Source organism: Streptomyces sp. NPDC020801 (genome assembly GCF_044334385.1).
Lineage (GTDB): Bacteria > Actinomycetota > Actinomycetes > Streptomycetales > Streptomycetaceae > Streptomyces.
This window is the reverse complement of sequence record NZ_JBIRST010000001.1, coordinates 160,501-187,361: the sequence shown is the minus strand read 5'-3', so window position 1 is coordinate 187,361 and position 26,861 is coordinate 160,501. Positions and strand designations below refer to the sequence as shown.

General features: G+C 69.5%; 23 protein-coding genes and 4 tRNA genes. 7 read left to right on the top strand and 20 right to left on the bottom strand.

Going from position 1 to position 26,861, the window contains the following annotated elements; genetic code table 11:
- Positions 1-53 precede the first annotated feature (53 nt).
- From ACH4UM_RS00890 to rplK, 8 genes are all read right to left on the bottom strand, one after another.
- A complete protein-coding gene (locus ACH4UM_RS00890; protein ID WP_398172154.1) occupies positions 54-3,953 on the bottom strand; it encodes a DNA-directed RNA polymerase subunit beta' in 3,900 nt (1,299 codons plus the stop codon).
- A gap of 109 nt (positions 3,954-4,062) precedes the next feature.
- Complete coding sequence (gene rpoB, locus ACH4UM_RS00885; protein ID WP_398172152.1) at positions 4,063-7,548, bottom strand: DNA-directed RNA polymerase subunit beta; 3,486 nt, start codon at positions 7,546-7,548, stop codon at positions 4,063-4,065.
- A gap of 610 nt (positions 7,549-8,158) precedes the next feature.
- Positions 8,159-8,542, bottom strand: a complete 384-nt coding sequence (rplL, locus tag ACH4UM_RS00880; protein WP_398172150.1) for a 50S ribosomal protein L7/L12 — start codon at positions 8,540-8,542, stop codon at positions 8,159-8,161.
- A 117-nt stretch (positions 8,543-8,659) separates the two neighbouring features.
- Positions 8,660-9,190: a 50S ribosomal protein L10 gene (rplJ, locus tag ACH4UM_RS00875; RefSeq protein ID WP_398172148.1), complete on the bottom strand. Its 531-nt coding sequence runs from the start codon at positions 9,188-9,190 to the stop codon at positions 8,660-8,662.
- A 295-nt stretch (positions 9,191-9,485) separates the two neighbouring features.
- Positions 9,486-10,337 (bottom strand): hypothetical protein, encoded by an 852-nt coding sequence (locus ACH4UM_RS00870; RefSeq protein ID WP_398172146.1) that lies wholly within the window; start codon positions 10,335-10,337, stop codon positions 9,486-9,488.
- Between the two features lie 234 nt (positions 10,338-10,571).
- Entirely contained in the window at positions 10,572-11,531 is a 960-nt protein-coding gene (locus ACH4UM_RS00865; RefSeq protein ID WP_398172144.1) for a hypothetical protein, read from the bottom strand.
- Positions 11,532-11,699: 168 nt separating this feature from the next.
- Positions 11,700-12,425 (bottom strand): 50S ribosomal protein L1, encoded by a 726-nt coding sequence (rplA, locus tag ACH4UM_RS00860; RefSeq protein WP_398172142.1) that lies wholly within the window; start codon positions 12,423-12,425, stop codon positions 11,700-11,702.
- 98 nt (positions 12,426-12,523) lie between these two features.
- A complete protein-coding gene (gene rplK, locus ACH4UM_RS00855) occupies positions 12,524-12,958 on the bottom strand; it encodes a 50S ribosomal protein L11 (RefSeq protein ID WP_019756559.1) in 435 nt (144 codons plus the stop codon).
- Between the two features lie 380 nt (positions 12,959-13,338).
- Between rplK and ACH4UM_RS00850 the strand changes: the two genes are divergently transcribed.
- Positions 13,339-14,145 carry a hypothetical protein gene (locus ACH4UM_RS00850; RefSeq protein ID WP_398172140.1) on the top strand — a complete coding sequence of 269 codons (807 nt, stop codon included), beginning with the start codon at positions 13,339-13,341 and terminating at the stop codon, positions 14,143-14,145.
- Positions 14,146-14,298: 153 nt separating this feature from the next.
- On the opposite strand, the gene nusG is transcribed toward ACH4UM_RS00850, so the two are convergent.
- The 3 genes from nusG to ACH4UM_RS00835 form a co-directional block, all read right to left on the bottom strand.
- Positions 14,299-15,174 carry a transcription termination/antitermination protein NusG gene (gene nusG, locus ACH4UM_RS00845; RefSeq protein ID WP_398172138.1) on the bottom strand — a complete coding sequence of 292 codons (876 nt, stop codon included), beginning with the start codon at positions 15,172-15,174 and terminating at the stop codon, positions 14,299-14,301.
- A gap of 81 nt (positions 15,175-15,255) precedes the next feature.
- Positions 15,256-15,543, bottom strand: coding sequence for a preprotein translocase subunit SecE (gene secE, locus ACH4UM_RS00840; RefSeq protein WP_398172136.1), 288 nt, complete (start codon positions 15,541-15,543; stop codon positions 15,256-15,258).
- 107 nt (positions 15,544-15,650) lie between these two features.
- Positions 15,651-15,723: transfer RNA gene (locus ACH4UM_RS00835), tRNA-Trp, on the bottom strand.
- Between the two features lie 261 nt (positions 15,724-15,984).
- Here ACH4UM_RS00835 and ACH4UM_RS00830 point away from each other — a divergent pair.
- From ACH4UM_RS00830 to ACH4UM_RS00820, 3 genes are all read left to right on the top strand, one after another.
- Positions 15,985-17,211, top strand: coding sequence for a pyridoxal phosphate-dependent aminotransferase (locus ACH4UM_RS00830; RefSeq protein WP_398172134.1), 1,227 nt, complete (start codon positions 15,985-15,987; stop codon positions 17,209-17,211).
- A 140-nt stretch (positions 17,212-17,351) separates the two neighbouring features.
- On the top strand, positions 17,352-18,383 hold the full coding sequence (locus ACH4UM_RS00825) for an adenosine deaminase (RefSeq protein WP_398172132.1): 1,032 nt from the start codon (positions 17,352-17,354) through the stop codon (positions 18,381-18,383).
- A 122-nt stretch (positions 18,384-18,505) separates the two neighbouring features.
- A complete protein-coding gene (locus ACH4UM_RS00820; RefSeq protein ID WP_398172130.1) occupies positions 18,506-19,138 on the top strand; it encodes an NAD(P)-dependent oxidoreductase in 633 nt (210 codons plus the stop codon).
- Between the two features lie 87 nt (positions 19,139-19,225).
- Here the strand turns inward: ACH4UM_RS00820 and ACH4UM_RS00815 are convergent, their stop codons facing one another.
- From ACH4UM_RS00815 to ACH4UM_RS00790, 6 genes are all read right to left on the bottom strand, one after another.
- Positions 19,226-20,281: a UDP-N-acetylmuramate dehydrogenase gene (locus ACH4UM_RS00815; protein WP_398172128.1), complete on the bottom strand. Its 1,056-nt coding sequence runs from the start codon at positions 20,279-20,281 to the stop codon at positions 19,226-19,228.
- Between the two features lie 67 nt (positions 20,282-20,348).
- Positions 20,349-20,777 carry a MaoC family dehydratase gene (locus ACH4UM_RS00810; RefSeq protein WP_398172126.1) on the bottom strand — a complete coding sequence of 143 codons (429 nt, stop codon included), beginning with the start codon at positions 20,775-20,777 and terminating at the stop codon, positions 20,349-20,351.
- A gap of 7 nt (positions 20,778-20,784) precedes the next feature.
- Complete coding sequence (locus ACH4UM_RS00805; protein WP_398172124.1) at positions 20,785-21,237, bottom strand: MaoC family dehydratase N-terminal domain-containing protein; 453 nt, start codon at positions 21,235-21,237, stop codon at positions 20,785-20,787.
- A gap of 86 nt (positions 21,238-21,323) precedes the next feature.
- Positions 21,324-21,488: a 50S ribosomal protein L33 gene (rpmG, locus tag ACH4UM_RS00800; RefSeq protein ID WP_003948671.1), complete on the bottom strand. Its 165-nt coding sequence runs from the start codon at positions 21,486-21,488 to the stop codon at positions 21,324-21,326.
- Between the two features lie 88 nt (positions 21,489-21,576).
- A tRNA-Met gene (locus ACH4UM_RS00795) sits at positions 21,577-21,649 on the bottom strand.
- Between the two features lie 45 nt (positions 21,650-21,694).
- A tRNA-Thr gene (locus ACH4UM_RS00790) sits at positions 21,695-21,767 on the bottom strand.
- 260 nt (positions 21,768-22,027) lie between these two features.
- Between ACH4UM_RS00790 and ACH4UM_RS00785 the strand changes: the two genes are divergently transcribed.
- Positions 22,028-23,359 carry a hydrolase gene (locus ACH4UM_RS00785; protein WP_398172122.1) on the top strand — a complete coding sequence of 444 codons (1,332 nt, stop codon included), beginning with the start codon at positions 22,028-22,030 and terminating at the stop codon, positions 23,357-23,359.
- Between the two features lie 85 nt (positions 23,360-23,444).
- Entirely contained in the window at positions 23,445-24,101 is a 657-nt protein-coding gene (locus ACH4UM_RS00780) for an SDR family oxidoreductase (RefSeq protein WP_398172120.1), read from the top strand.
- 40 nt (positions 24,102-24,141) lie between these two features.
- Here ACH4UM_RS00780 and ACH4UM_RS00775 read toward each other — a convergent pair whose 3' ends face one another.
- The 3 genes from ACH4UM_RS00775 to ACH4UM_RS00765 form a co-directional block, all read right to left on the bottom strand.
- On the bottom strand, positions 24,142-24,366 hold the full coding sequence (locus ACH4UM_RS00775; RefSeq protein ID WP_398172118.1) for a hypothetical protein: 225 nt from the start codon (positions 24,364-24,366) through the stop codon (positions 24,142-24,144).
- Between the two features lie 198 nt (positions 24,367-24,564).
- Entirely contained in the window at positions 24,565-25,692 is a 1,128-nt protein-coding gene (locus ACH4UM_RS00770; RefSeq protein WP_398172116.1) for a PP2C family protein-serine/threonine phosphatase, read from the bottom strand.
- A gap of 343 nt (positions 25,693-26,035) precedes the next feature.
- Positions 26,036-26,117: transfer RNA gene (locus tag ACH4UM_RS00765), tRNA-Tyr, on the bottom strand.
- A gap of 235 nt (positions 26,118-26,352) precedes the next feature.
- Here ACH4UM_RS00765 and ACH4UM_RS00760 point away from each other — a divergent pair.
- Positions 26,353-26,841, top strand: coding sequence for a YajQ family cyclic di-GMP-binding protein (locus tag ACH4UM_RS00760; RefSeq protein WP_398172114.1), 489 nt, complete (start codon positions 26,353-26,355; stop codon positions 26,839-26,841).
- Positions 26,842-26,861 lie beyond the last annotated feature (20 nt).

Sequence of the window (26,861 nt, the reverse complement as noted above, 5' to 3'; positions counted from 1 at the left end):
GCGGCCACCCCACACGGGGTGACCGCCCTTCACCGCGTCAGGCGGGTGCCCGCCTACTGGTTGTACGGACCGTAGTCGTAGTCCTCCAGCGGAACGGCCTGGCCGGAGCCGGTGCCGAACGGCGAGTAGTCGATGTCGTCGTAGCCCACGGCCGAGTACATCGCGGCCTTGGCCTCCTCGGTCGGCTCGACCCGGATGTTGCGGTAGCGGGACAGGCCCGTACCGGCCGGGATGAGCTTACCGATGATGACGTTCTCCTTCAGGCCGATCAGGGAGTCGGACTTGGCGTTGATCGCCGCGTCCGTGAGGACCCTGGTCGTCTCCTGGAAGGACGCCGCCGACAGCCACGACTCGGTCGCCAGCGAGGCCTTGGTGATACCCATGAGCTGCGGACGACCGGAGGCCGGGTGACCGCCCTCCTGGACCACACGACGGTTCTCCTGCTCGAACTTCGAGCGCTCGACCAGCTCGCCGGGCAGCAGCTCGGCGTCGCCGGACTCGATGATCGTCACGCGGCGGAGCATCTGCCGGATGATGATCTCGATGTGCTTGTCGTGGATCGACACACCCTGCGAGTTGTAGACCTTCTGGACCTCGCCGACCAGGTGGACCTGGACGGCACGCTGACCCAGGATGCGCAGCACGTCGTGCGGGTTGGTGGCACCCACGGTGAGCTTCTGGCCCACCTCGACGTGGTCGCCCTCGCCGACCATCAGACGGGCGCGCTTCGAGATCGGGTACGCCGTCTCGTCGCTGCCGTCGTCCGGGGTGATGACGATCTTCTTGGTCTTCTCGGTCTCCTCGATCCGCACGCGGCCGGCCGCCTCGGAGATCGGGGCGACACCCTTCGGCGTACGGGCCTCGAAGAGCTCGACGACACGGGGCAGACCCTGGGTGATGTCGTCACCGGCCACACCACCGGTGTGGAAGGTACGCATCGTCAGCTGGGTACCGGGCTCACCGATCGACTGGGCGGCGATGATGCCGACCGCCTCACCGATGTCGACCAGCTTGCCGGTGGCGAGCGAACGGCCGTAGCACATCGCGCAGGTGCCGACGGCGGACTCACAGGTCAGGACCGAACGGGTCTTGACCTCCGAGACGCCCCGGGAGACGAGCTCCTCGATGAGCACGTCGCCCAGGTCGGTACCGGCCGGGGCCAGCACCTGGCCGTCGACCACGATGTCCTCGGCGAGGCAGCGCGCGTACACGGACGTCTCGACGTTGTCCGCCTTGCGCAGCACGCCGTCCGCGCCGACCTCCGCGATGTGGAGCTTGAGGCCGCGGTCGGTGCCGCAGTCCTCCTCGCGGATGATGACGTCCTGGGAGACGTCGACCAGACGACGGGTGAGGTAACCCGAGTCGGCGGTACGCAGAGCGGTGTCCGCCAGACCCTTACGGGCACCGTGCGTGGAGATGAAGTACTCCAGCACGGACAGACCCTCACGGAACGACGCCTTGATGGGCCGCGGGATCGTCTCGTTCTTCGCGTTCGACACCAGACCACGCATACCGGCGATCTGACGCATCTGCATCATGTTGCCTCGTGCACCCGAGTTCACCATCATGAAGATCGGGTTGGTCTTCGGGAAGTTGTCGTTCATCGCCTCGGCGACCTCGTTGGTCGCCTTGGTCCAGATCGCGATGAGCTCCTGCGTGCGCTCGTCCTTGGTGATCAGACCACGCTCGTACTGCTTCTGGACCTTCTCGTCCTGCGCCTCGTAGCCGCGGACGATCTCCTTCTTCGCCTCGGGAACGACGACGTCGGAGATGGCGACGGTGACGCCGGAACGGGTGGCCCAGAAGAAGCCGGACGCCTTCAGGTTGTCGAGCGTCGCCGCCACGATGACCTTCGGGTAGCGCTCGGCGAGGTCGTTGACGATCTCGGAGAGCTGCTTCTTGCCGACCTCGTAGTCGACGAACGGGTAGTCCTCGGGCAGCAGCTCGTTGAAGAGCGCGCGGCCCAGGGTCGTCTTCAGCCGGAAGCTGTCACCCTGCTGCCACTCCGGCTCGCCCTCCTCGCGGGCCGGCGGGGTCCAGCCGCGCGGCGGGATGGTGCCCACCGGGAAGCGGATGTCCACGCGCGACTGCAGCGAGAGCTCGCCGGCGTCGAACGCCATGATCGCCTCGGCCACGGAGGAGAAGGAGCGGTCCTCGCCCTTCACGTCCCGCATCTCGCCGTCGGTGGTGAGGAAGAACAGACCGAGGACCATGTCCTGGGTCGGCATCGTCACCGGACGGCCGTCGGCCGGCTTGAGGATGTTGTTCGAGGACAGCATCAGGATGCGGGCCTCGGCCTGCGCCTCCGCGGACAGCGGCAGGTGCACGGCCATCTGGTCACCGTCGAAGTCCGCGTTGAAGGCGGTGCAGACGAGCGGGTGGATCTGGATGGCCTTGCCCTCGACCAGCTGCGGCTCGAAGGCCTGGATGCCGAGGCGGTGCAGGGTGGGCGCACGGTTCAGCAGAACCGGGTGCTCCGCGATGACCTCTTCCAGGACGTCGTACACGACCGTGCGGCCGCGCTCGACCATGCGCTTGGCGCTCTTGATGTTCTGCGCGTGGTTCAGGTCCACCAGGCGCTTCATCACGAACGGCTTGAAGAGCTCCAGCGCCATCGCCTTCGGCAGACCGCACTGGTGCAGCTTCAGCTGCGGGCCGACGACGATCACGGAACGCGCCGAGTAGTCGACCCGCTTGCCGAGCAGGTTCTGACGGAAGCGGCCCTGCTTGCCCTTGAGCATGTCGGACAGCGACTTCAGCGGACGGTTGCCGGGGCCCGTGACCGGGCGGCCGCGGCGGCCGTTGTCGAAGAGCGCGTCGACGGCCTCCTGGAGCATGCGCTTCTCGTTGTTCACGATGATCTCGGGCGCGCCGAGGTCGAGAAGCCGCTTCAGGCGGTTGTTGCGGTTGATGACACGGCGGTACAGGTCGTTCAGGTCGGAGGTCGCGAAGCGGCCACCGTCCAGCTGCACCATCGGACGCAGGTCCGGCGGGATGACCGGCACGCAGTCCAGGACCATGCCCTTGGGGCTGTTGGAGGTCTGCAGGAACGCGGACACGACCTTCAGCCGCTTGAGGGCACGGGTCTTCTTCTGGCCCTTGCCGGTGCGGATGATCTCGCGGAGCTTCTCGGCCTCCTCGTCGAGGTCGAAGGACTCCAGGCGCTTCTGCAGCGCCGCGGCACCCATCGAGCCGTCGAAGTACGTGCCGAAGCGGTCGCGCAGCTCGCGGTAGAGCAGCTCGTCGCCCTCGAGGTCCTGGACCTTGAGGTTCTTGAACCGGGTCCACACCTCGTCGAGGCGGTCGATCTCGCGCTGCGCGCGGTCGCGCAGCTGCTTCATCTCGCGCTCGGCACCCTCGCGCACCTTGCGGCGCACGTCGGCCTTGGCGCCCTCGGCCTCCAGCTCGGCCAGGTCGGTCTCGAGCTTCTTGGCGCGGGCCTCCAGGTCGGCGTCGCGGCGCTGCTCGATCTGCTGACGCTCGACGGAGACGTGGGCCTCCAGCGAGGGCAGGTCGCGGGTGCGGCGCTCCTCGTCGACGTACGTGATCATGTACGCCGCGAAGTAGATGACCTTCTCGAGGTCCTTCGGGGCCAGGTCGAGCAGGTAGCCCAGCCGGCTCGGGACACCCTTGAAGTACCAGATGTGCGTGACGGGCGCGGCCAACTCGATGTGGCCCATCCGCTCACGGCGCACCTTGGCGCGCGTGACCTCGACGCCACAGCGCTCGCAGATGATGCCCTTGAAGCGGACGCGCTTGTACTTGCCGCAGTAGCACTCCCAGTCCCGGGTGGGGCCGAAGATCTTCTCGCAGAAGAGCCCGTCCTTTTCCGGCTTGAGGGTGCGGTAGTTGATGGTCTCGGGCTTCTTGACCTCGCCGTGGCTCCACTGACGGATGTCGTCAGCGGTGGCCAGGCCGATCCGGAGCTCGTCGAAGAAGTTGACGTCGAGCACTATGCGTCAATCCCTCTCAGGGTCGTAAGTCTGTGGTCTGAAACGGGGGCCTGGGGGTCGGCGGGGACTGGACCCTTCAAAACGGGTCCGGTCCCCGGCCGGACTCCCGTCAGACCTCTTCGACGCTGCTCGGCTCGCGCCGGGACAGGTCGATGCCGAGCTCCTCCGCGGCGCGGAAGACATCCTCGTCGGTGTCGCGCATCTCGATGGACATACCGTCGCTGGACAGCACCTCCACGTTCAGGCACAGGGACTGCATCTCCTTGATGAGCACCTTGAAGGACTCGGGGATGCCGGGCTCGGGGATGTTCTCGCCCTTGACGATGGCCTCGTAGACCTTCACGCGGCCGGTGACGTCGTCGGACTTGATGGTCAGCAGCTCCTGGAGGGCGTAGGCGGCGCCGTACGCCTCGAGTGCCCACACCTCCATCTCGCCGAACCGCTGGCCACCGAACTGGGCCTTACCACCCAGCGGCTGCTGGGTGATCATCGAGTACGGACCGGTCGAGCGGGCGTGCAGCTTGTCGTCGACCAGGTGGTGCAGCTTCAGGATGTACATGTAGCCGACCGAGATCGGGTCCGGGAACGGCTCACCGCTACGGCCGTCGAACAGCCGCGCCTTGCCGGTCGGGAGCACCATGCGCTCGCCGTCCCGGTTCGGGATGGTGTGCTGCAGCAGGCCCGCGAGCTCGTCCTCGCGCGCACCGTCGAAGACGGGGGTCGCGACGTTCGTGCCCGGGTCGACCTGGTCGGCGCCGATCGCCTGCAGGCGCTCGGCCCACTCCTCCGCGAGGCCGGAGACGTCCCAGCCGCGGCTGGCGAGCCAGCCGAGGTGGATCTCCAGGACCTGTCCCGGGTTCATTCGGGACGGCACACCCAGCGGGTTGAGGATGATGTCGACCGGGGTGCCGTCCTCCAGGAACGGCATGTCCTCGATCGGCAGGATCTTGGAGATGACACCCTTGTTGCCGTGGCGGCCGGCGAGCTTGTCACCGTCGGTGATCTTGCGCTTCTGCGCCACGTACACGCGCACAAGCTGGTTCACACCCGGGGGAAGCTCGTCGCCCTCCTCGCGGTCGAAGACGCGCACACCGATGACCTTGCCGGTCTCGCCGTGCGGCACCTTCAGCGAGGTGTCACGGACCTCACGGGCCTTCTCACCGAAGATCGCGCGCAGCAGGCGCTCCTCCGGGGTCAGCTCGGTCTCACCCTTCGGGGTGACCTTGCCGACCAGGATGTCGCCCGCGATGACCTCGGCGCCGATGCGGATGATGCCGCGCTCGTCGAGGTCGGCGAGGACCTCCTCGGAGACGTTCGGGATGTCCCGGGTGATCTCCTCGGGGCCGAGCTTGGTGTCACGGGCGTCGACCTCGTGCTCCTCGATGTGGATCGAGGAGAGGACGTCGTCCTGCACGAGGCGCTGCGACAGGATGATCGCGTCCTCGTAGTTGTGACCCTCCCACGGCATGAACGCCACGAGCAGGTTCTTGCCCAGCGCCATCTCGCCGTTCTGGGTGGCCGGGCCGTCGGCGAGGACCTGGCCCTCGATGACGCGGTCGCCCTCGTTGACGATGACCTTCTGGTTGACCGAGGTGCCCTGGTTGGAGCGGGCGAACTTGGCCAGCCGGTAGGTGATGTAGGTGCCGTCGTCGTTGGCGGTGGTGATGTAGTCCGCGGAGACCTCCTGGACCACACCGGCCTTCTCGGCCTTGACGACGTCGCCGGCGTCGACGGCGGAGCGGTACTCCATGCCGGTGCCGACGAGCGGGGCCTCGGACTTAATCAGCGGCACGGCCTGACGCATCATGTTCGCGCCCATGAGGGCACGGTTGGCGTCGTCGTGCTCGAGGAAGGGGATCATGGCGGTCGCGACCGACACCATCTGGCGCGGCGAGACGTCCATGTAGTCGACGTCCTCGGGGCTGACGTAGTCGACCTCGCCGCCACGGCGGCGGACCAGGACGCGGGCCTCGGCGAACCGCAGCTCGTCGTTCAGCGTGGCGTTGGCCTGCGCGATGACGAAGCGGTCCTCCTCGTCGGCGGTCAGGTAGTCGACCTCGTCGGTGACCTGGCCGTCGTTGACCTTGCGGTACGGGGTCTCGACGAAACCGAACGCGTTGACCCGGCCGTAGGAGGCGAGCGAGCCGATCAGACCGATGTTCGGGCCTTCGGGCGTCTCGATCGGGCACATGCGGCCGTAGTGCGAGGGGTGCACGTCACGGACCTCGAAGCCGGCCCGCTCACGGGAGAGACCACCCGGGCCAAGGGCCGACAGACGGCGCTTGTGGGTGAGACCCGACAGCGGGTTGTTCTGGTCCATGAACTGCGACAGCTGGCTGGTGCCGAAGAACTCCTTGATGGAGGCGACGACCGGCCGGATGTTGATCAGGGTCTGCGGCGTGATCGCCTCGACGTCCTGCGTGGTCATGCGCTCGCGGACGACGCGCTCCATACGGGCCAGACCGGTGCGGACCTGGTTCTGGATGAGCTCGCCCACGCTGCGCAGACGGCGGTTGCCGAAGTGGTCGATGTCGTCGGTCTCGACGACGATCGTCCCGCCGCTGTCACCGGTCGTCTCGGTCTCTCCGGCGTGCAGCTTCACCAGGTACTTGATCGTCGAGATGACGTCCTCGACGGTCAGGATGCCCGCGTCCAGCGGGGCGTCCGCACCCAGCTTCTTGTTGACCTTGTAGCGGCCGACCTTGGCGAGGTCGTAGCGCTTGGGGTTGAAGTACAGGTTCTCGAGCAGCGTCTGCGCGGCCTCACGCGTGGGGGGCTCGCCCGGGCGCAGCTTGCGGTAGATGTCCAGCAGCGCGTCGTCCTGGCCCTGGGTGTGGTCCTTCTCCAGGGTGGCGCGCATCGACTCGTAGTCGCCGAACTCCTCGAGGATCTGCTCGTTGGTCCAGCCGAGCGCCTTCAGCAGCACCGTGACGGACTGCTTGCGCTTGCGGTCGATACGGACACCGACCATGTCGCGCTTGTCGATCTCCATCTCCAGCCAGGCACCCCGGGACGGGATGATCTTGGCCGAGAAGATGTCCTTGTCGGACGTCTTGTCGATGGAGGAGTCGAAGTAGACACCGGGGGAACGGACCAGCTGCGACACCACGACACGCTCGGTGCCGTTGATGACGAAGGTGCCCTTGTTCGTCATGAGCGGGAAGTCGCCCATGAAGACGGTCTGGGACTTGATCTCGCCGGTCTCGTTGTTCGTGAACTCGGCCGTCACGAAGAGGGGCGCGGCGTACGTGAAGTCGCGCTCCTTGCACTCGTCGATCGAGTTCTTCGGCGGCTCGAAGCGGTGGTCGCGGAAGGTCAGCGACATCGACCCGGAGAAGTCCTCGATCGGGGAGATCTCCTCGAAGATCTCCTCGAGGCCGGACTTGGTGGGGACGTCCTGACCACTCTCGAGAGCCTCCTCGACGCGAGCCTTCCACGCGTCGTTGCCGAGCAGCCAGTCGAAGCTCTCGGTTTGCAGCGCGAGAAGGTTCGGAACCTCGAGGGGCTCCTTGATCTTTGCAAAGGAGATGCGCAGCGGGGCGGTGCTGGCGCCGTTGTTCGTATTCGCGGTCGAGGCATTGCGCGAGGCGGCCAAGAGGGGGTCCTTCCGAGGGCTCGGACTCACTACGCGCGTACCGGCCCCTCGTTCCGGGCAACGGGACAGACGGTGCCTGAAATGGCTGAAGAGCCAGGTCAGGTGCGGTCCGGTCGTCGATGCTCAGGCGAGGGCATGCCCCTGGTGACGGGCAGGGGACAGCTAACAGGCAGCGCAAAGGGTCAGTGTAGCCACTTGGCACACTGATGTCCAGTGCGGGTTTTGCGAGACCCTCGTTGTCGTCACCGCCTGCGGCATGCCTGCCCTCAACGCACGTTGATACTGCCCTCTTCGTCGTCGATCCATGCCTCGGATCCGGATCCTTGTGACGACGCGTCCTGAGAATTGCGCGCTGCGTGCAGTTCGTCAAGGCCCCCCATGCCCAAACCGGATGCTGCCATCGTCACTTGCAGCCTGCCTCCGGGGCCTCTCGAGGCACGACGAAGATCACCATACCCCTCCCGGTCTCGGGTGCAAGGCCGCCACAGCCACCCCCGGGGAACGCCGAAGAGCGACCACCCGGATGGATGATCGCTCCTCGGTGCGTTCGCGTTACAGCCCTACGGGACTGCTTTCAGCGCGCGGGGATCCATGGCGGACCCGAGAGGTCCTACTTGACCTCGACGGAGGCGCCGGCGCCCTCGAGGGACTCCTTGGCCTTGTCCGCGGCCTCCTTGTTGACCTTCTCGAGGACGGGCTTCGGCGCACCGTCGACCAGGTCCTTGGCCTCCTTCAGGCCCAGCGAGGTCAGCTCACGCACGACCTTGATGACCTGGATCTTCTTGTCGCCGGCACCGGTGAGGACGACGTCGAACTCGTCCTTCTCCTCGGCAGCCTCGGCGGGGGCGGCCGGGCCGGCCGGGCCCGCGACGGCGACCGCGGCGGCGGCGGTGACGTCGAACTTCTCCTCGAAGGCCTTGACGAACTCGGAGAGCTCGATGAGGGTCATCTCCTCGAACTGCGCGAGCAGGTCTTCCTGGCTGAGCTTCGCCATGATGGGCGATCCTTCCACTAATTCGGCTGGTGCCGGATGTACATGAATGGCGGGCGTACGTCGGCCCGCTGTGACCTCTGCCGCCTGGAGGCGGCCGGGGTCAGAAAGCGAGCCGAGTTACTCGGCACCGCCCTGCTCGTCCCGCTTGGCGCGAAGAGCGTCCACGGTGCGGACGAGCTTCGAGGGAAGCGCCTGGAAGAGCTGCGCAGCCTGGGACTGCTTGCCCTTGAAGGCACCCGCCAGCTTGGAGAGCAGAACCTCGCGGGACTCGAGGTCCGCAAGCTTCTTGATCTCGTCGGCGGACAGCGCCTTGCCGTCAAGGACACCGCCCTTGATGACGAGATTCGGGTTGTCCTTGGCGAAGTCACGGAGACCCTTCGCCGACTCCACCGGGTCACCGGTGATGAAGGCGACAGCCGTCGGACCATTGAACTGGTCGTCCAGCGTCGTGATCCCGGCCTCGTTGGCCGCAATCTTGGTCAGCGTGTTCTTCACCACGGCGTACTGGGCGTTCTCACCGAGCGACCGGCGCAGCGTCTTGAGCTGCGCCACGGTGAGACCGCGGTACTCGGTCAGCACGGCGGCGTTCGAGTTGCGGAACTTGTCCGTCAGCTCGGCAACCGCGGCAGCCTTGTCGGGCCTCGCCATAGAGCCTCGGCCTCCTTCCGGGTGATTCGGACCGCGCGGACCCGAAGGAGGACTGGGGAAAACGAAACGCCCCGGCGCAGGCGCACGGGGCGGACTCGACCGGGGCGGCACGCATGTCGAGAGCGCGCTCACTCCGGGAGTTCTTCCACTGTCACCTGCGCGGGTCGTCCGCAGTTCAGCGGATCCTTCGGCCACCGCGCCCTCGTTGGAGCGCACGGCAACGACCAGCGGTCTTTGGCTTCTGTAGGAGAGTACGGGACCGGGTCGCCGTCGAGCAAATCCGCCCGTACGGTCCTCAGCCGCGCGGCTTCCCGGGCGGCTTGCGCAGGTCCACCGCGTCCCCGGCGGCCGGCGCCCGGACGGTCACCGGCCGGCCGTAGTCGTAGAACGTGACGGTGAGGTCGAGCTCACCGTGCCGGCCGAAGCCCTGGGTGCGGACCCGCTTGACGCGGCCGGTGTCGTCCACCCACACGTCGAGGGTGAGCCTGTCGAGTCCCATCCGCGTGTAACCGTCCAGGCTCGGCCCGCGCCGCTCGCGGGCGGTCCGGTCCTGCCTCTGCGACCAGGCGCGCAGGCGGTCGAGGCCGGCCGTCCCGCTGTAGTGCGTGGTGTGCACGCCCTCGACCGTCTCGGCGCCGACACGCCGGACGTCGTCGGAGGCGGCCAGGAAGGCGGCCTCCCGGGCCGGGTTGCGTCCGGCCTGGTCGCGCAGTCCGGCGACGTCCAGCTTCATGCCGCCGCCGGTGCGGAACTTCGCGGTCGGGCCGAAGTCGATCCAGTGCCTGCCGTGCGCCTGACGGACCTCGTGCCCGGGCAGGCTCTCGTAGAGCCTGCCGTCGGCCAGGCGCAGTTCCCAGGTGCCCGGTTGGTCGCCGCCCAGGACCGTCATCCGCACCCGCGCCACCGGCGGCTCCGCGCCGATCACCGCCTCGGCCCGGACCCTGCCCTGCTCGGGCATCCGGCCGGTCATCCGGTAGCGCAGGGATGCGGCCCTCTCGGTCTTCTCCGCGGCCCGTAGGACCGCGTCCGCGGCCGACGGGGCCGCGGACCGCCCAGTGCCGCCCGTCCCGCAGCCGGCCGCGCAGAAGGCGAGGAGGACGGCGGCGAGCGGCAGGCGCAGGAGCGGCACGCGTATGGACGGCCTCATGGTTTTCCCCCGGGAAACGCTCAGCCCGCGCGTGGTCGGCGCACGGCAAGATCGCGAGCGTACCCCAGGGGGATCAGGCGCTGCTCCGGGATTCTCGGGGGCCCGCCCTGCGGGTTCTCAGGAGCCGGTCCCGTGGGTTGTCCGGAGCCGGTTCTGCGGGCTCCCAGGAGCCGGTCCCACCGCGTTTGTCCGGAGCCGGTTCTGCGGGCTCCCAGGAGCCGGTCCCGCCGGTTGTCAGGAGCTGGTGCCGGTGCCCGTGCCGGTGCCGGTGCCCGTGCCGGTGCCGGTGCCGCCCGGCAGGGTCCCCTGCGACTTCAGCAGGTCCTTGAAGTCCTTGGTGTCACCGGCCGGGGGCGCCTGGACCGAGACCTTCACGCCGTAGTCGCGGTAGTAGGCGGTGTTGGTCATGGTTCCGGCCGCCATGTCCGCCTTCTCGATCTTCTTGACCAGCAGGTTCTGGTCGTTGACCCAGATGTCGACGGTCTCGGTGGTGACGCCCGCCTTGCTGAGCCGGCTCTTCAGGTCGGCGAGCTGAGCGGCGGTGAGGTTCTTGCTGCTCTTGCCCGCGAGGTCCGCGACGTTCACCGTCCCGGCGTAGTGCGTGGCGTGCTCGCCGGAGACCTGCTCCTCGCCGACCTTCTTGACGTCGCCGGAGGCCAGCAGCAGCTTCACCGACTGGTTCGGCGTGGTGTTCTGCATCTGGTCCTTGAGGTACGCACCGGAGCCGCCGCCGAGGCGGGCGAGGTCGTCGTAGGCGTACTTGAGCCAGTGCTTGCCGCCCGTCCGCGCGGCGAAGGTGTCGCTCATGCGGGCGTAGTAGGCGTCGGGCAGGTACCGCGCCTCCATCGACGTGACCCCGGCCTTGCGCATCGTCTCGGCCATGGTGCCGCCGGTGTACGACAGCGTCAGCGTGCCGGTCAGGCCGTGGCCCCAGGTGAGGGCGCCGTGCCCCTTCATGGACATCGCCGTGCCCATGGTGATCGTGGCCTCGACCCGGGCGGAGTCGGCCTTGTCGGTGGACGTCTCGGCGGAGCGCAGGGCCGCTATGGGGCTCACCCGCGTCACGCCCTGGCCGGCCGCCCCGCCCGCCCCGCCCGCCTTGCCCGAGCCGCCGGAGCCGCAGGCGGCCACTCCCGTCAGCGCGGTCGCCGCCGCGATCGAGAGCGTCATGCGGCGCACGGTCGTGCTCTTCATTCGTCCCACCCCTATGTGATTGCTGTGAGCCGCACGCTAACGCAGCCCACTGACAGCCGTACGAAGAGTCGTACAGAAGACGTCGTACAGGACTCCCACAGAAAAGGGACGAGCCCCGCACCGATTCGGTTGCGGGGCTCGTCGCCGACTTCAGGCGAGCCGTGGGGCTCAGACCGCGGCCGGGTCCTCCTCGACGAGGAGGTTGCGGGTGCGGTTCGGGTCGACCGGGATGCCGGGGCCCATCGTGGTGGTGATGGCGGCCTTCTTGATGTAGCGACCCTTGGCGGCGGACGGCTTCAGACGGAGGATCTCCTCCAGCGCGGCGCCGTAGTTCTCCACCAGCTTGCTGTCGTCGAACGACGTCTTGCCGATGATGAAGTGCAGGTTCGAGTGCTTGTCGACGCGGAACTCGATCTTGCCGCCCTTGATCTCGGTGACGGCCTTGGCGGTGTCGGGGGTGACGGTGCCGGTCTTCGGGTTCGGCATCAGACCACGCGGGCCGAGGACGCGGCCGAGGCGGCCGACCTTGCCCATGAGGTCCGGGGTGGCGACGACGGCGTCGAAGTCCAGACGGCCCTTCGCCACCTCGTCGATCAGCTCGTCGGAGCCGACGATGTCGGCGCCCGCGGCACGCGCGGCCTCGGCACGGTCGCCGGTCGCGAAGACCAGGACCCGGGCGGTCTTACCGGTGCCGTGCGGAAGGTTCACGGTGCCACGGACCATCTGGTCGGCCTTGCGCGGGTCGACACCCAGGCGGAAGGCGACCTCGACGGTGCCGTCGAACTTGGTCGTGGAGGTCTCCTTGGCGAGACGGACGGCCTCGAGCGGGGCGTACAGCTTCTCCCGGTCGACCTTGGCGTCCGCAGCGCGGAGAGCCTTGCTGCGCTTGCTCACAACTGCTCCTGTGGGTTTCTGAAAGGAGTCGTGGTACGGGCCGAGCAGGCCCTGCCACGTGCGGCGTCTTACGGCCGCATACGTACTACGGGGTGGGTTCAGCCCTCGACGGTGACGCCCATGGAACGGGCGGTGCCGGCGATGATCTTCGCGGCGGCGTCCAGGTCGTTGGCGTTGAGGTCGGGCAGCTTGGTCTGGGCGATCTCGCGGACCTGCGCCTCGGTGATCTTGGCGACCTTGGTCTTGTGCGGCTCGCCGGAGCCCTTCTCCACGCCCGCGGCCTTGAGGATCATCTTGGCGGCCGGCGGAGTCTTGGTGATGAAGGTGAAGGAGCGGTCCTCGTAGACCGTGATCTCCACCGGGATGACCCAACCGCGCTGCGACTCGGTCGCGGCGTTGTAGGCCTTGCAGAACTCCATGATGTTGACGCCGTGCTGACCCAGCGCCGGGCCGACCGGCGGGGCCGGGTTGGCGGCACCGGCCTGGATCTGGAGCTTGATGAGCCCCGTGACCTTCTTCTTCTTGGGAGGCATGCTCTCTCCGGGTCCTTGCTGAGAGGTTGAGTACCGTCTGCGTCATTCGGATACACGATCCCGCGCAGATGGCATACCGCACAACGATAGCCGCTGCCGCCCGCGACAAGAAATCGCCCAGCTCAGCGGCGCGATGGCCACTGCGAGGGCCACTGCGAGAAGCGACGGCACCGACGACGTGGTGCACCCGTCGGCCGCGTCGGCAGCCGCTTCCGCCCGGGGTTACCACGGCAGGGGCGGTTCGAACCCGGTTGTCACCCGATAGGCCGTTCATGCGCCGCTAATGGGTCTCGGCCGCGCGCGCCGGGCGGCTCCTCGGGCTCTGATGGCTACAGAGGCATGAAGGTCGTGCCTCACCGCCGTCCTAAGGAGCCCCTCGTATGCACCGCACCCCCCATGCAGTTTCCGCCGCCATACTGGTCGGCCTCATAGTCGGCACCACCGCCCCGGCCGCCTTCGCGGCACCGGCCGCGCAGGCCGGTGCGCTGAGAGCAGCACCCCAGGTCCCGTCCGAGTCGTCCCAGCAGGACAGCAACCAGGAGTCCGTGCCCGGCGACGTCGCCCAGGGCCCGTCCTTCGGCACCGCCCCCCAGGCTGCCTCCCAGGACAGCCCCGGACAGCCGCAGCCCCTCCTCGACCCGTCCGACCCGTCCTACAAGGCGGCCTCCGGGGACCGCTCCAGCGCGAACTCCCAGGGCAGCTCCCACGACGGAGAGATGGGACACGCCAACGGGGAGGCTGGCCAATCCAACGGGGGGAACCCCAGCGCCAGCGGGAACACGAACAGTCCTGTTCAGCAGGTGATCATCCAGGATCCCCTCCACAACACGAACTCCAACGACCAGGGCTCGCACAACAACACGCACAATCAGAACCAGGGCCACCACGACCAGGGGCACAACAACAACTTCCACCACACCAACGGGATCTTCCCCGGGTCCGTCCTGGGCGTCGTGGGCTCCGGCTCCGTCCTGGGCTCCGGCTCCGTCCTGGGGACCGTGGGCTCCCGACCCGTCGTGGGCAACGTCGGAGCCGCCTCCGGCACCTTGATCCCGGGTCCGGTGCGAGCCGGTGAGGGCGGTTCCGTCACCACGCCCATGCCCGTTCTCGTCGCAGGCGGTGTGCTCGTGGCACTGGGGTGCGCCGGCGCGGCACACCGCCTGCGGCTCCGTAGGCGAGTGGGCTGACCCAGTCCACGGGCCGCGCGTGTATGTGCGACGGCCCGGAAACGGATGACGGCCCAAAGACGGCCCAGGCGGCACGAGCAGCGCCCCTACCGGTGGGAAAACCGCCGGTAGGGGCGCCTTCAGCTCGTGATCAGCACGCCTGGTTCTTCTGGATCAGTTCTTCTGGATCTGGTCGAAGGAGAGCTCGACCGGGGTCTCGCGGCCGAAGATCTCGACCAGACCCTTGACCTTCTTCGAGTCGGGGTTGATCTCGTTGATGGTCGCCTGCAGCGTGGCGAACGGGCCGTCGGTGACGGTGACCGAGTCGCCGACCTCGAAGTCCAGCACCTGGACCTCGACCTTGCGCTGCGGGGCCGGCTTGCCCTCGGCCTCGGCGGCCTCGCGGGCGGCCTTCTCCTCCGCCTCCGGGGCGAGCATCTTCACGATCTCGTCCAGGGACAGCGGGTAGGGGTCGTAGGCGTTGCCGACGAATCCGGTGACGCCGGGCGTGTTGCGGACGACGCCCCAGGACTCGTTCGTCAGGTCCATGCGGACGAGGACGTAACCGGGCAGCTTGTTCTGCCGGACGGTCTTGCGCTCGCCGTTCTTGATCTGGACGATCTCTTCCTCGGGGACCTCGGCCTGGTAGATGAAGTCCTCGACGTTCAGCGAGACGGCGCGCTGCTCCAGGTTGGCCTTCACGCGCTTCTCGTAGCCGGCGTAGGTGTGGATGACGTACCACTCGCCGGGCAGCGTGCGGAGTTCCTCGCGGAGCTTGGTGACCGGGTCGACGTCGGCCTCCGGCTCCTCCTCGGCGACCTCGCCGGCCTCGTCCTCGGCGGACTCGCCGGCGGCGGCCTCACCCTCGGTGGCCTCGTCGGCGTCCTCGGCCTCGTCCTCGACGTGGACGGCGGCCTCCTCGGCCGGCTCGCCCGCGGCGGCCTCGGCAGCCTCGGCCTCGTCGACCTCGTCCGCACCCTCGACGATGTCGAGCTCGTCATCCACGGACTCGGTCGGCTCGATGGCGTCGTTCAGGTTCGGGTCAGACACGGTGGCTGCTTCTTCCTGGATACATAGGGGTGGAACATGCGAAAACGGGCGCCGGTAACCACGGCGCCCTTCGCTCTTGGCTCAGCCGAAGACGTACTTGGCCGCGTGGTTGAGCCCATAGTCAATCACGGTCACCAGGGCGATCATGATGGCAACGAAGAAGATCACCACGGTGGTGTACGACGTCAGCTGGTTGCGCGAGGGCCAGACGACCTTGCGGAGCTCCGCGATGATCTGACGGTAGAAGAGGGCAAGGCGCTTCAGCGGGCCCTTCTTGGCACGCTTGCCACCCTTGCGGGCCTTCTTCTTGGACTCCGTCACCTCGTCCTGGGCATCAGGCGTGTCGATGGAGCCCACGGCGTCCGTCATTCGTCCTCACCTGATTCCGGGTCGTGGCCGTGCCGCGCCCGGTCGAGCCGCACGGCGGTGCATTGCTGTACGTACATGCGTACACATCCTGGCGAAGGTGTGTGCAGCAGGGCCGGAGGGACTTGAACCCCCAACCGCTGGTTTTGGAGACCAGTGCTCTACCAATTGAGCTACGACCCTTTGTGTGTCCCCCAACTTACCGCATCCGACCGGATGCTCGGTGTGCACCGGGTGCGGCGGCGGCTGCCGAAGGCCAACGAGGTGAGAGTGTACGTGGTCCGGGGCCGGTCGTCGAACAGAAAGTGCCGCTCGCAGCCCGCCCGCTGGAAGATCGCCTGGCCGGGCCGCGAATCCGGACGGTTGTTCAAGGGTTCGACCGGTCCTGCCCAGTCTGTGAAACCCGCGTGCCCGGGGCGTTTCCGGTCTGAAACGATGGACGGCATGAGCGCTGCAACCCCTCCCACCGAGCGCCGGGTCTCCGCCCGAGTCGGCGCGATCTCCGAGTCCGCCACCCTCGCCGTGGACGCCAAGGCAAAGGCCCTCAAGGCCGCCGGACGTCCGGTGATCGGCTTCGGCGCCGGCGAGCCCGACTTCCCGACCCCGGACTACATCGTCCAGGCCGCGATCGAGGCCTGCAAGAACCCCAAGTACCACCGGTACACCCCGGCCGGCGGCCTGCCCGAGCTGAAGTCGGCGATCGCCGCGAAGACGCTGCGCGACTCCGGCTGGGAGCCGGACGTCTCCCAGATCCTGGTCACCAACGGCGGCAAGCAGGCCATCTACGAGGCCTTCGCCGCGATCCTCGACCCCGGTGACGAGGTCATCGTGCCGGCGCCGTACTGGACGACGTACCCGGAGTCGATCCGCCTGGCCGGCGGCGTCCCGGTCGACGTCGTCGCCGACGAGACCACCGGCTACCGCGTCACGGTCGAGCAGCTGGAGGCCGCCCGCACCGAGAAGACCAAGGTCGTCCTCTTCGTCTCGCCGTCCAACCCGACCGGCGCGGTGTACTCCGAGGACGAGACGGAGGCCATCGGCCGCTGGGCCCTCGAGCACGGCCTGTGGGTGCTCACCGACGAGATCTACGAGCACCTGGTCTACGGCGACGCCGTCTCCGTCTCGCTGCCGGCGCTGCTGCCCGAGCTGCGCGACAAGTGCATCGTGGTCAACGGCGTCGCCAAGACGTACGCCATGACCGGCTGGCGCGTGGGCTGGGTCATCGGCCCGAAGGACGTGGTCAAGGCCGCGACCAACCTCCAGTCGCACGCCACCTCGAACGTGTCGAACGTCGCCCAGGCGGCCGCCCTCGCCGCCGTCTCCGGCGACCTGGAGGCGGTCGCCAAGATGCGCGAGGCCTTCGACCGGCGCCGCAGGACCATCGTGCGGATGCTCAACGAGATCGACGGCGTGCTGTGCCCCGAGCCGGAGGGCGCGTTCTACGCCTACCCGTCGGTGAAGGCGCTGATCGGCAAGGAGATCCGCGGCAAGCGCCCGCAGAACACGGTGGAGCTGGCCGCGCTCATCCTGGAGGAGGCCGAGGTCGCGGTCGTCCCGGGCGAGGCCTTCGGCACGCCGGGCTACCTGCGGCTGTCGTACGCCCTCGGTGACGAGGACCTGGTGGAGGGCGTGAGCCGGATCCAGAAGCTGCTGGCGGAGGCGCGGGACTGAGCTCCCGTCTTCCGGAAGGAGGAGCGGTGGGGTGATCTTCCCCACCGCTCCTCCTTCGTTTCCTCCTTCATTTGTGCGAGCAAGACCACGAACGGGGAAACCGCTACCGGGAGCCGGGGGACGTACGGCAGGATCCTCGGATGGAGCGTGTACGTGATGTCTCTGAGCTGCCGAAAGCCCATCTCCACCTGCATTTCACCGGATCGATGCGGCCCACCACCCTGCTGGAGCTGGCCGACAAGTACGGCGTACGCCTGCCCGACGCGCTGACAGAGGCCCTGACCAGCGGGGAGCCGCCGAAGCTGCGGGCGACGGACGAGCGGGGCTGGTTCCGCTTCCAGCGGCTGTACGACGCGGCACGCTCCTGCCTGCGTGAGCCGGAGGACATCCGGCGGCTGGTGCGCGAGGCGGCCGAGGAGGACCTGAACGACGGCTCCGGCTGGCTGGAGATCCAGGTGGACCCGACGTCCTACGCCCCGCGCCTGGGCGGGCTGATCCCCGCGCTGGAGATCATCCTGGACGCGGTGGAGACGGCGTCGCGCGAGACGGGCCTGGGGATGCGCGTGCTGGTGGCCGCGAACCGCATGAAGCACCCGCTGGACGCCCGCACGCTGGCCCGGCTCGCCGTGCGTTACAGCGACCGCGGTGTGGTCGGCTTCGGACTGTCCAACGACGAACGCCGGGGCATGGCGCGGGACTTCGACCGGGCGTTCGCGATCGCGCGGGACGGCGGCCTGTTCGCGGCCCCGCACGGCGGCGAGCTCACCGGCCCGGCCTCGGTCCGTGACTGCCTGGACGACCTGCACGCCCACCGGGTGGGCCACGGGGTCCGCGCGGCGGAGGACCCGCGGCTGCTGCGGCGCCTCGCCGACCGCGGGGTGACCTGCGAGGTGTGCCCGGCGTCGAACGTGGCGCTGGGCGTGTACGAGAAGCCCGAGGACATCCCGCTGCGCACGCTCTTCGACGCGGGCGTGCCGATGGCCCTGGGCGCGGACGACCCGCTGCTCTTCGGCTCACGTCTTGCGGCGCAGTACGACATCGCCCGCCGCCACCACGCCTTCACGGACGCCGAACTGGCCGAACTGGCCCGCCAGTCGATCCGCGCGTCGGCCGCTCCGGAGGACGTCCGCACCAAGCTGCTGTCGGGCGTGGACGACTGGCTGGCGGGCTGAGGCGGCCGCGCGCCCACTCCACCTTGCCGGCCGGGTGCCGGCCGGATGCCGACCGGATGCCGGTCGGATGCCGGTCGGATGCCGGTCAGGTGCCGGTCGGATGCCGGTCAGGTGCCTGTCAGGTGCCTGTCAGGTGCCTGCCAGGTGCCGGCGCTGTCGGGCAGGAGATCGTCCGCCAGGCGCTCGCCGCCGGGCACCACGTCACCGCCGTCGTGTGCGACCCGGCCCGGCTGACCGTGACGGGCGCCCGTCTGGGGGTGTTCCGCGCCGGCCTCACCGACCCGCGGGCGCTGCGCCCCGCCCTCGCCGGCCGGGACGCGGTGCCGTCCGGGCTGGGCGCCCGCAGCCGCAAGGACGCCGGGGTGACGACCCGGCTGACCCGTACGGTGCTGGGCGCGATGGAGGCGGAGAGGGTCCGGCGGCTGATCGTGGTGACCGCCGGGCCGGTGGGGCCCGAGCCCGCGGGTGACGGGTTCCTCGACCGCACCGCGCGGAGCCTGGTCTCCGCGATCCTGAAGGACGTCCACGCCGACCTGCGCGAGACGGAGGCGGAGCTGGCCCGCAGCGCCACGGACCGGACGGTCGTCCGCCCGCCGCGTTTGCGGAACAAGCCGCTCACCGGCACCTACCGCACGGTCGTCGGCGGCTTCCCGCCGCACGGCCGCTTCATCGCGTGCGCCGATGTGGCCCACGCGATGCTGGCGATGATCGACGACCCGGCGACGGTGAAGCAGGGTGTGGGAGTGGCGTACTAAGTACTGGGCCGGGGAGCGTGGTCCACAGGCGTGGTCCACAGGCGTGGTCCACAGGCGTGGTCCACAGGCGTGGTCCACAGGCGTGGTCTACAGGCTGACGCCGACCGTCACCGGCTCGTTCACCAGCGTGATGCCGAACGCCTCACGGACCCCGGTCACGACCTCGCGGGCCAGCGTCAGCAGGTCCTCGGTCGTCGCGCCGCCGCGGTTGGTGAGGGCGAGGGTGTGCTTGGTGGAGATTCGGGCCGGACCGGTGCCGTGGCCCTTGGTGAAGCCCGCCTTGTCGATCAGCCAGGCCGCCGAGGTCTTGGTGTGGCCCTGACCCGCCGGGTACGCGGGCGGTTCGACGCCCTCGCCCAGCCGCTCCCGCACGCGCGCGCGGAAGGCGGCGAAGTCGGTGTCGGTGAGGATCGGGTTGGTGAAGAAGGACCCGGCCGACCAGGTGTCATGGTCCTCGGGATCTAGCACCATGCCCTTCCCGGCCCGCAGCTTCAGCACGGTGTCACGGGCACTGGCGAGCGGCACCCGGTCGCCCGCCTCCACGCCGAGCGCGCGGGCGGTCTCGGCGTACCTCAGCGGCGCGGACAGCCCGTCCTCGTCCTCCAGTTCGAAGCGGACACGCAGGACCACGTACCGCTCGGGGTCCGCCTTGAAGCGGCTGTGGCGGTAGGAGAACGCGCACTCCTCGTTCGCCAGCGTCACCGTCTCGCCGGCCGTGCGGTCGTAGGCGACGACCTCGGTGATGGTGGAGGAGACCTCCTGGCCGTACGCCCCCACGTTCTGGATCGGGGTGGCGCCCGCGGAGCCCGGGATGCCGGAGAGGCACTCGATTCCCGCGAGCCCGGCCTCCACGGTGCGGGCGACGGCGTCGGTCCACACCTCGCCGGCGGCCAGCTCCAGCGTCGTACCGCTGAGTTCGAAACCGCGGGTGGCGATGCGCAGGGCGGTGCCGTCGAAGCCCTTGTCACCGATGACCAGGTTGGAACCGCCGCCGATGACCAGCAGCGGGGTGCCGGCGGCGTCGGCCCCGCGGACGGCGTCGACGATCTCCGCGTCGGTGGTCGCGGTGATCAGCCGGGTCGCGGGGCCGCCCAGCCGGAAGGTGGTCAGCGGGGCGAGGGGCGCGTCGTGGAGTTCCTGCACGCGCCCAAGACTACGAGACCCCACTGACAGCCCCGCACGCCGACGGTCCCGCACCCTTCGCCGGCCGTCAGGCCAGTCGTACGACCGCCCGGGACATTCCGAGGACCTTCTGCCCGTCGCTCGTGGCCGTCAGGTCGACCCGCACGGTGTTGTCGTCGAGCTTGGCCGCCACCTTGCCGACGACCTCGATCAGGGCGCCCTCGTCGTCGTCGGGGACGACGACGGGCCTGGTGAAGCGGACGCCGTACTCGACGACGGCGCCGGGGTCGCCCGTCCAGTCGGTGACGACGCGGATCGCCTCGGCCATGGTGAACATGCCGTGTGCGATCACGTCCGGCAGCCCGACCTCCCTGGCGAACCTCTCGTTCCAGTGGATCGGGTTGAAGTCCCCGGAGGCGCCCGCGTACCGGACGAGGGTGGCGCGGGTCACGGGGAAGGTCTGCGCCGGCAGTTCGGTGCCGACCTCGACGTCGTCGTAGGCGATCTTCGCCGTCATCGCTTCCTCACGCCTCCTCGGCCGCGCGGGCCACCAGCTTGGTCCAGGCGGTCACGACGTGCTCGCCGGCCTCGTCGTGCACCTCGCCGCGGATGTCCAGGATGTCGTTGCCCGCCAGGGACTTGATCGCCTCGATGGTGGAGGTGACGGTGAGCCGGTCACCGGCGCGCACGGGCCGGGTGTAGGCGAACTTCTGGTCGCCGTGCACCACACGGCTGTAGTCGAGGCCGAGCAGCGGGTCCTGCACGACCTGTCCGGCGGCCTTGAAACTGATCGCGAAGACGAAGGTCGGCGGGGCGATCACATCGGGGTGGCCGAGCGCCTTGGCGGCCTCCGGGTCCGTGTACGCCGGGTTGGCGTCACCCACCGCCTCCGCGAACTCCCGGATCTTCTCCCGCCCGACCTCGTAGGGGGCGGTGGGCGGGTAGGACCGCCCCACGAAGGACTGGTCGAGCGCCATGGCCCGGCACCTCCTGGTGTCACTCTCGGTTGAAACACCATGAGGCCGCCCCCTGGTGCGGGGGCGGCCTCATGAATGAGCCTGATTTATCGCGTCTCGCGGTGCGCGGTGTGCGCGTTGCAACGCGGGCAGTGCTTCTTCATCTCAAGACGGTCCGGGTTGTTACGCCGGTTCTTCTTGGTGATGTAGTTCCGCTCCTTGCACTCCACGCAGGCCAGCGTGATCTTCGGGCGGACGTCGGTGGCAGCCACGTGAGTGCTCCTTGACGAACGGGTGGGTTATTCAACGCAAGAAAGAGTAGCCGATCGAAGGACCGACCCCGCAATCGGCTACTGTCAGTAGCGGTGACCGGACTTGAACCGGTGACACAGCGATTATGAGCCGCTTGCTCTACCGACTGAGCTACACCGCTTTGATGAGATCAGTCCCGCCTCGCGGCGGGAACCTCTCACACCAGAGCCCCAATACGGAATCGAACCGTAGACCTTCTCCTTACCATGGAGACGCTCTGCCGACTGAGCTATTGGGGCGAGCGATGAAGACATTACACGCTCCGCCGCCGTTCGCCCAAATCCGTTTCGCGGCCCCCGTCCGGCCCCGCCGCACGGCCCTCACGACCGTCCGGCCGCACGGCCACACCGGTACGACTATTGCGCTCCTCCCCCGTTCCGGCGGGCGGCCGCCCTAGGCTCGTCTCACTCTGCGTGATCTTGCGTTTCCTGCTGTCCTCCGCCGCCCCCGCTCCGCCCGTTGCCCGTTTCCCCTCGTTGTCCGCCGTAGCTGGAGTGCGATGCCCCCCGGTGACCCGCAGCCGCCCCACTCGTCCTCCCCGCCGGGACCGCCGGAACCGACGGACCCGGACGGCCTGCTGCTGTGCGGGGCGCGGCTGACCGACGGGCGGACCGTGGACGTACGGCTGGCCGGCGGACGCATCGAGGCGGTCGGCACGGCCGGCAGCCTGGGCACGACACGCGGGCCGGGCACGACCGGCGCCCCCGGCGCGGGTGGTCGGGGCGCGGGCGGTCCCGGCGCGGGCGGTCCCGCAGACGCCGGGGCGCGCGTGGACCTCACCGGCTACCTGCTCCTGCCGGCCCCGGCGGAGGCCCACGCCCACGCCGACACCGCCCTGACCGCCGACGACGAGGGACCGGTGTCGTACGACGCGGAGGACGTACAGCGCCGGGCGACCGAGGCCGCGCTGCTGCAGCTCGGCCACGGCGCCACCGCTGTGCGCGCACACGTGCGCGTGGGTGACGTCCAGGGCCTCGGCGCCCTGACGGCCGTCCTGCGGGCGCGGCGGGCACTGCGCGGACTCGCCGAGCTGACGACGGTGGCGGTGCCCCGCGTGCTGACCGGGGCCGCCGGCGCGGACGGGCTGGCGATCCTGCGGGACGCGGTGAAGATGGGCGCTTGCGTGGTGGGCGGCTGCCCGGACGTGGACCCGGACCCCGCGGGCTATGTGGAGGCGGTCCTGGACGTCGCCTCCGAACACGGCTGCCCCGTCGACCTGCACACCGACGCCACCGACCCGGCCCGCCTGGCGCGCATCGCGGCGATGGCGGGCGGGCTGCGCCCGGGGGTGACGCTGGGCCCGTGCGGCGGCCTGGCCCGGCTGCCCGCCGGTGCGGCCTCACGGGCCGCGGACCAACTGGCCGCCGCCGGGGTCACGGTGGTGTGCCTGCCACAGGGCGGCTGCGGGGGCGCCGAGCGGCGCGGCACGGCTCCGGTACGGCTGCTGCGGGCCGCCGGGGTGCGGGTGGCCGCAGGCAGCGGCGCCCTGCGGGACGTGTCGAACCCGGTGGGGCGCGGCGACCCGCTCGAGGCGGCGTACCTGCTGGCCTCGTGCCACGGGCTGCGCCCCGAGGAGGCCTACGACAGCGTGAGCGCGTCGGCGCGCGAGGTACTCGGCCTGCCCGAGGTGCGGGTCGAGGCGGGCTTCCCCGCCGAGCTGCTCGCGGTGCGCGGCGACCGGCTCGCGGGGGCGCTGTCCCTCGCCTACAGCCGCATCGTGGTGCACCGGGGGCGCGTGGTGGCGCGGACGAGCGCGGTCCGTGAGTTCTGCGACTCGGCGGCGGCGGTGGAACTGGGGCTGCCGCGACAGGGGCGGGGCGAACTGTCGTGACCGGCGGGAAGTCGCAGGAGGGGGTCACCGGGGCGTGGCCGAAGTCGTGCGGCGGATGGGGCCGTCCGGGCGTACGGTCGGAAACATGCGCATTGTCATCGCTGGTGGTCATGGTCAGATCGCGCTGCGGCTGGAGCGGCTGCTCGCCGCGCGCGGGGACGAGGTTGCGGGCATCATCCGGCGCGCCGAGCAGGGCGACGACCTGAGGGCGGCGGGGGCCGAACCGATCGTGCTCGACCTGGAGTCGGCCTCGGTCGAGGAGGTCGCAGAACGGCTGCGGGGCGCAAACGCGGCGGTGTTCGCGGCGGGCGCGGGCCCGGGCAGCGGCGCGGCCCGCAAGGACACGGTGGACAAGGGCGCGGCGGTGCTGTTCGCGGACGCGGCGGTCCGCGCGGGGGTACGGCGCCACGTGGTTGTCTCCTCGATGGGCGCGGACGCGAGGCACCAGGGCGACGAGGTCTTCGACGTGTATCTGCGAGCCAAGGGCGAGGCGGACGACTACGTACGCGGCCAGGAGGCCCTGGACTGGACGATCCTGCGCCCCGGCGCCCTGACGGACGACGCCGGCACCGGCCTGGTCCGCCTGGAGGCCCACACGGGCCGCGGCGCGATCCCCCGCGACGACGTGGCCGCGGTCCTCGCCGAACTCGTGGACACCCCGGCGACGTCCGGCCTGACCCTCGAACTGGTCAGCGGCTCGACGCCGGTGTCGGTGGCGGTGAAGTCGGTGGCGGGAAACTGACGGCAGCGGCGCCGGCCGGCGCCGGCGGTCCGGACGGCACTCAGAACAGCGGGAGCTGGCCGGGGAACTCCGCGACGACGTATCCGTCCAGCGAAGGCTGCACCGCGCCGAGTTGTGCGACCCGGCGCGACCCCGGACAGGATGTCAGCTCGCCGCTCTCCCGCGCCCCGGGCGGATCGTGCCGCGCGAACCGCCCGGCGACCACGGCGATCTCACGGCGGCACACCGGGCAGGCTCTGCGCCGGGGAGACGGACGGGTGGACATGGGGCCAGTGTGCACCGCACCAATGACAACCGACTGCCGGGAAGGCCGAGCCGGCAGATGCACGGACCGCGCGCACGGCGGCCCCCGAACCGAGGTCCGGCAGCCTTGAACCACGATTGGGCAGCCCTGAACCGAGGTTCGGCAGCCCCCTGAACCTAGGTTCAAGGGCTGCCCTCGACGACCGCTGCCCCACGACCGCTACCCCGCGTCCGCCCCACCGGAAGGTGGCTCCGGCATGGAGCCGGCAACGCCCTGGCCCCCACGTCCGCCGTTGAGCCGGTCGGCGAGGATCATCGCCACATCGTCCGCGAGGTCGCCCCCGGTATGGCGGATCAGCGCCTGGTGCAGTTGGTCCAGGAATTCCGGTGGAGTGGCGCCGACGCGTATCCCCTCCATGGCCTCCGGCAGGGCGAAGAACTCGTTGTCGCGGTTGCGGGCCTCGATCACGCCGTCGGTGTAGAGCAGCAGACGGTCACCGGGGAGGAACGGATAGCTCTCAGGCTTGGCGGGGAGGTCGGTGGTGAGGTCCTCGAGGCCGAGAGGCGGCAACGGCGAGGGCGGCATCAGTGTCACAGCCCTGCCCCGGTGCAGCAGCAGCGGTGGCGGATGCCCACGGTTGACCAGCTGCACCACGGGTTCGTCCGGCACCTGCGCGATGAGCGCCGTGGTGAACCCCTCCAGCAGAACTTCCGGATCGTACGCACCCGGCACCGCGACTTCCCGTCGCAGCGCAGCCGCGCAGCGGTTCATGACCTCCACCAGCTCATCCTCGTAGTGCACGGCTTCCCGGAACGCGCCCAACGCCACCGCCACGGCTCGCACCGCGGACAGCCCCTTGCCCCGGACGTCCCCCACGATCATCCGGACGCCGTACCGCGTCTGCACGGCCTCGTACAGATCGCCGCCCACCCGTGCCCCCGTCCCGGCCGCAAGGCACAGGCTGCCCGCCAACACCGGGCCCAGGCGCGCGGGTACGGGCCGCAGCACGACCTCCTGGGCCGCCACGGCGATCCGGCGGACCTGGTCGAGCTCTCTCCGCCTGCGCGTCTGCACGGCGCTGCTGGTGATGAATCCAGCCACGGAGACCAGGGCCAGGGCCAGGAAATTGGTGTAGACCTGCAGGGTGCCCCAGGCCTCGTTGTAGGTCGCGGTGGTCACGCTGATCGCCAGCGCGAGAGCCGCCGCCGCGGTGGTGCCCTTGGGCCCCATCGTCACTGCCGCCAGCGCCGGGACCGCGGTGAGGAAGGGGCCGGTGTAGATGAAGTGCGCAGGCGTGAGCTCGATGACCAGCACGGCCAGCGCGATCAGGAAGGGCACACACTGCATCAGTGTGAAGAGGACCCGGTTACGACTGGCTGCTCCTGGCAGAAGGGGTGAGCGCAAGAGCGACCTCATGCACCAAGCCTGCCTCGCTGGAGCTCACGGCTCCACTCTGCCGCCTGCCACCCCGGGCAGCCCGGAGACCGGGCTGCGATACGTGGACGAGTGGACCACGCGGATGGCCGGCGCCGGCGGCGTGCCCAGGTCGCACCGGCGTGCCCCCATCGCCACCTGGTCCCTGGGCGGGTGCGCCTGCGGATGCGACCGGCCGAGGCCGGCGGGACCTGCGCGCACGAAGAGACCCCCTCCGCTCTGCGTTTCCGCAGTTCGGAGGGGGTCTCTCTCAGCGTGGCGGCGCCAGGATTCGAACCTGGGAAGGCTGAGCCGGCAGATTTACAGTCTGCTCCCTTTGGCCGCTCGGGCACACCGCCGGGGGTTGATGCCGGTCGGACCGCCTTCCGGCGGTGCTCCCTGGCAACGACGTAAACAATACCCGATACGCAGGGGTGCTTCGCCACCCGATTGATCGGCGCCTCGGCGTCGGCGGGTGGCTAGGCTTGTGCGGATGCGGCCCGGCATCCGAAGGCCGGGCCCGGCGGCCTCCCCACGCCCGCCGGCACGCACCTGAAACTCACCGACACACCCCGATACAAGGAGCCACAGGACATGGCCGACTCCAGTTTCGACATCGTCTCGAAGGTCGAGCGGCAGGAGGTCGACAACGCCCTCAACCAGGCCGCCAAGGAGATCTCGCAGCGCTACGACTTCAAGGGCGTGGGTGCCTCGATCTCGTGGTCCGGTGACAAGATCCTCATGGAGGCGAACTCCGAGGACCGGGTGAAGGCAGTCCTCGACGTCTTCCAGTCCAAGCTGATCAAGCGCGGCATCTCGCTGAAGGCCCTGGACGCGGGCGAGCCCCAGCTCTCCGGCAAGGAGTACAAGCTGTTCGCGTCGATTCAGGAGGGCATCTCCCAGGAGAACGCGAAGAAGGTGGCCAAGCTCATCCGCGACGAGGGCCCCAAGGGCGTGAAGGCCCAGGTCCAGGGTGACGAGCTCCGCGTCAGCTCCAAGAGCCGCGACGACCTGCAGGCCGTGATCGCCCTCCTGAAGGGCCAGGACTTCGACTTCGCGCTGCAGTTCGTGAACTACCGGTAGGTCACCCGCACCCCGCGGTT

Excerpts from the sequence above, each read along its gene's own strand:
- rplL (WP_398172150.1), bottom strand. The coding sequence starts at position 8,542 with ATGGCGAAGCTCAGCCAGGAAGACCTGCTCGCGCAGTTCGAGGAGATG.
- rplJ (WP_398172148.1), bottom strand. The coding sequence starts at position 9,190 with ATGGCGAGGCCCGACAAGGCTGCCGCGGTTGCCGAGCTGACGGACAAG.
- ACH4UM_RS00870 (WP_398172146.1), bottom strand. The coding sequence starts at position 10,337 with ATGAGGCCGTCCATACGCGTGCCGCTCCTGCGCCTGCCGCTCGCCGCC.
- ACH4UM_RS00865 (WP_398172144.1), bottom strand. The coding sequence starts at position 11,531 with ATGAAGAGCACGACCGTGCGCCGCATGACGCTCTCGATCGCGGCGGCG.
- rplK (WP_019756559.1), bottom strand. The coding sequence starts at position 12,958 with ATGCCTCCCAAGAAGAAGAAGGTCACGGGGCTCATCAAGCTCCAGATC.
- ACH4UM_RS00850 (WP_398172140.1), top strand. The coding sequence starts at position 13,339 with ATGCACCGCACCCCCCATGCAGTTTCCGCCGCCATACTGGTCGGCCTC.
- secE (WP_398172136.1), bottom strand. The coding sequence starts at position 15,543 with ATGACGGACGCCGTGGGCTCCATCGACACGCCTGATGCCCAGGACGAG.
- ACH4UM_RS00830 (WP_398172134.1), top strand. The coding sequence starts at position 15,985 with ATGAGCGCTGCAACCCCTCCCACCGAGCGCCGGGTCTCCGCCCGAGTC.
- ACH4UM_RS00825 (WP_398172132.1), top strand. The coding sequence starts at position 17,352 with ATGGAGCGTGTACGTGATGTCTCTGAGCTGCCGAAAGCCCATCTCCAC.
- ACH4UM_RS00810 (WP_398172126.1), bottom strand. The coding sequence starts at position 20,777 with ATGACGGCGAAGATCGCCTACGACGACGTCGAGGTCGGCACCGAACTG.
- ACH4UM_RS00805 (WP_398172124.1), bottom strand. The coding sequence starts at position 21,237 with ATGGCGCTCGACCAGTCCTTCGTGGGGCGGTCCTACCCGCCCACCGCC.
- ACH4UM_RS00785 (WP_398172122.1), top strand. The coding sequence starts at position 22,028 with ATGCCCCCCGGTGACCCGCAGCCGCCCCACTCGTCCTCCCCGCCGGGA.
- ACH4UM_RS00780 (WP_398172120.1), top strand. The coding sequence starts at position 23,445 with ATGCGCATTGTCATCGCTGGTGGTCATGGTCAGATCGCGCTGCGGCTG.
- ACH4UM_RS00775 (WP_398172118.1), bottom strand. The coding sequence starts at position 24,366 with ATGTCCACCCGTCCGTCTCCCCGGCGCAGAGCCTGCCCGGTGTGCCGC.
- ACH4UM_RS00770 (WP_398172116.1), bottom strand. The coding sequence starts at position 25,692 with ATGCAGTGTGTGCCCTTCCTGATCGCGCTGGCCGTGCTGGTCATCGAG.
- ACH4UM_RS00760 (WP_398172114.1), top strand. The coding sequence starts at position 26,353 with ATGGCCGACTCCAGTTTCGACATCGTCTCGAAGGTCGAGCGGCAGGAG.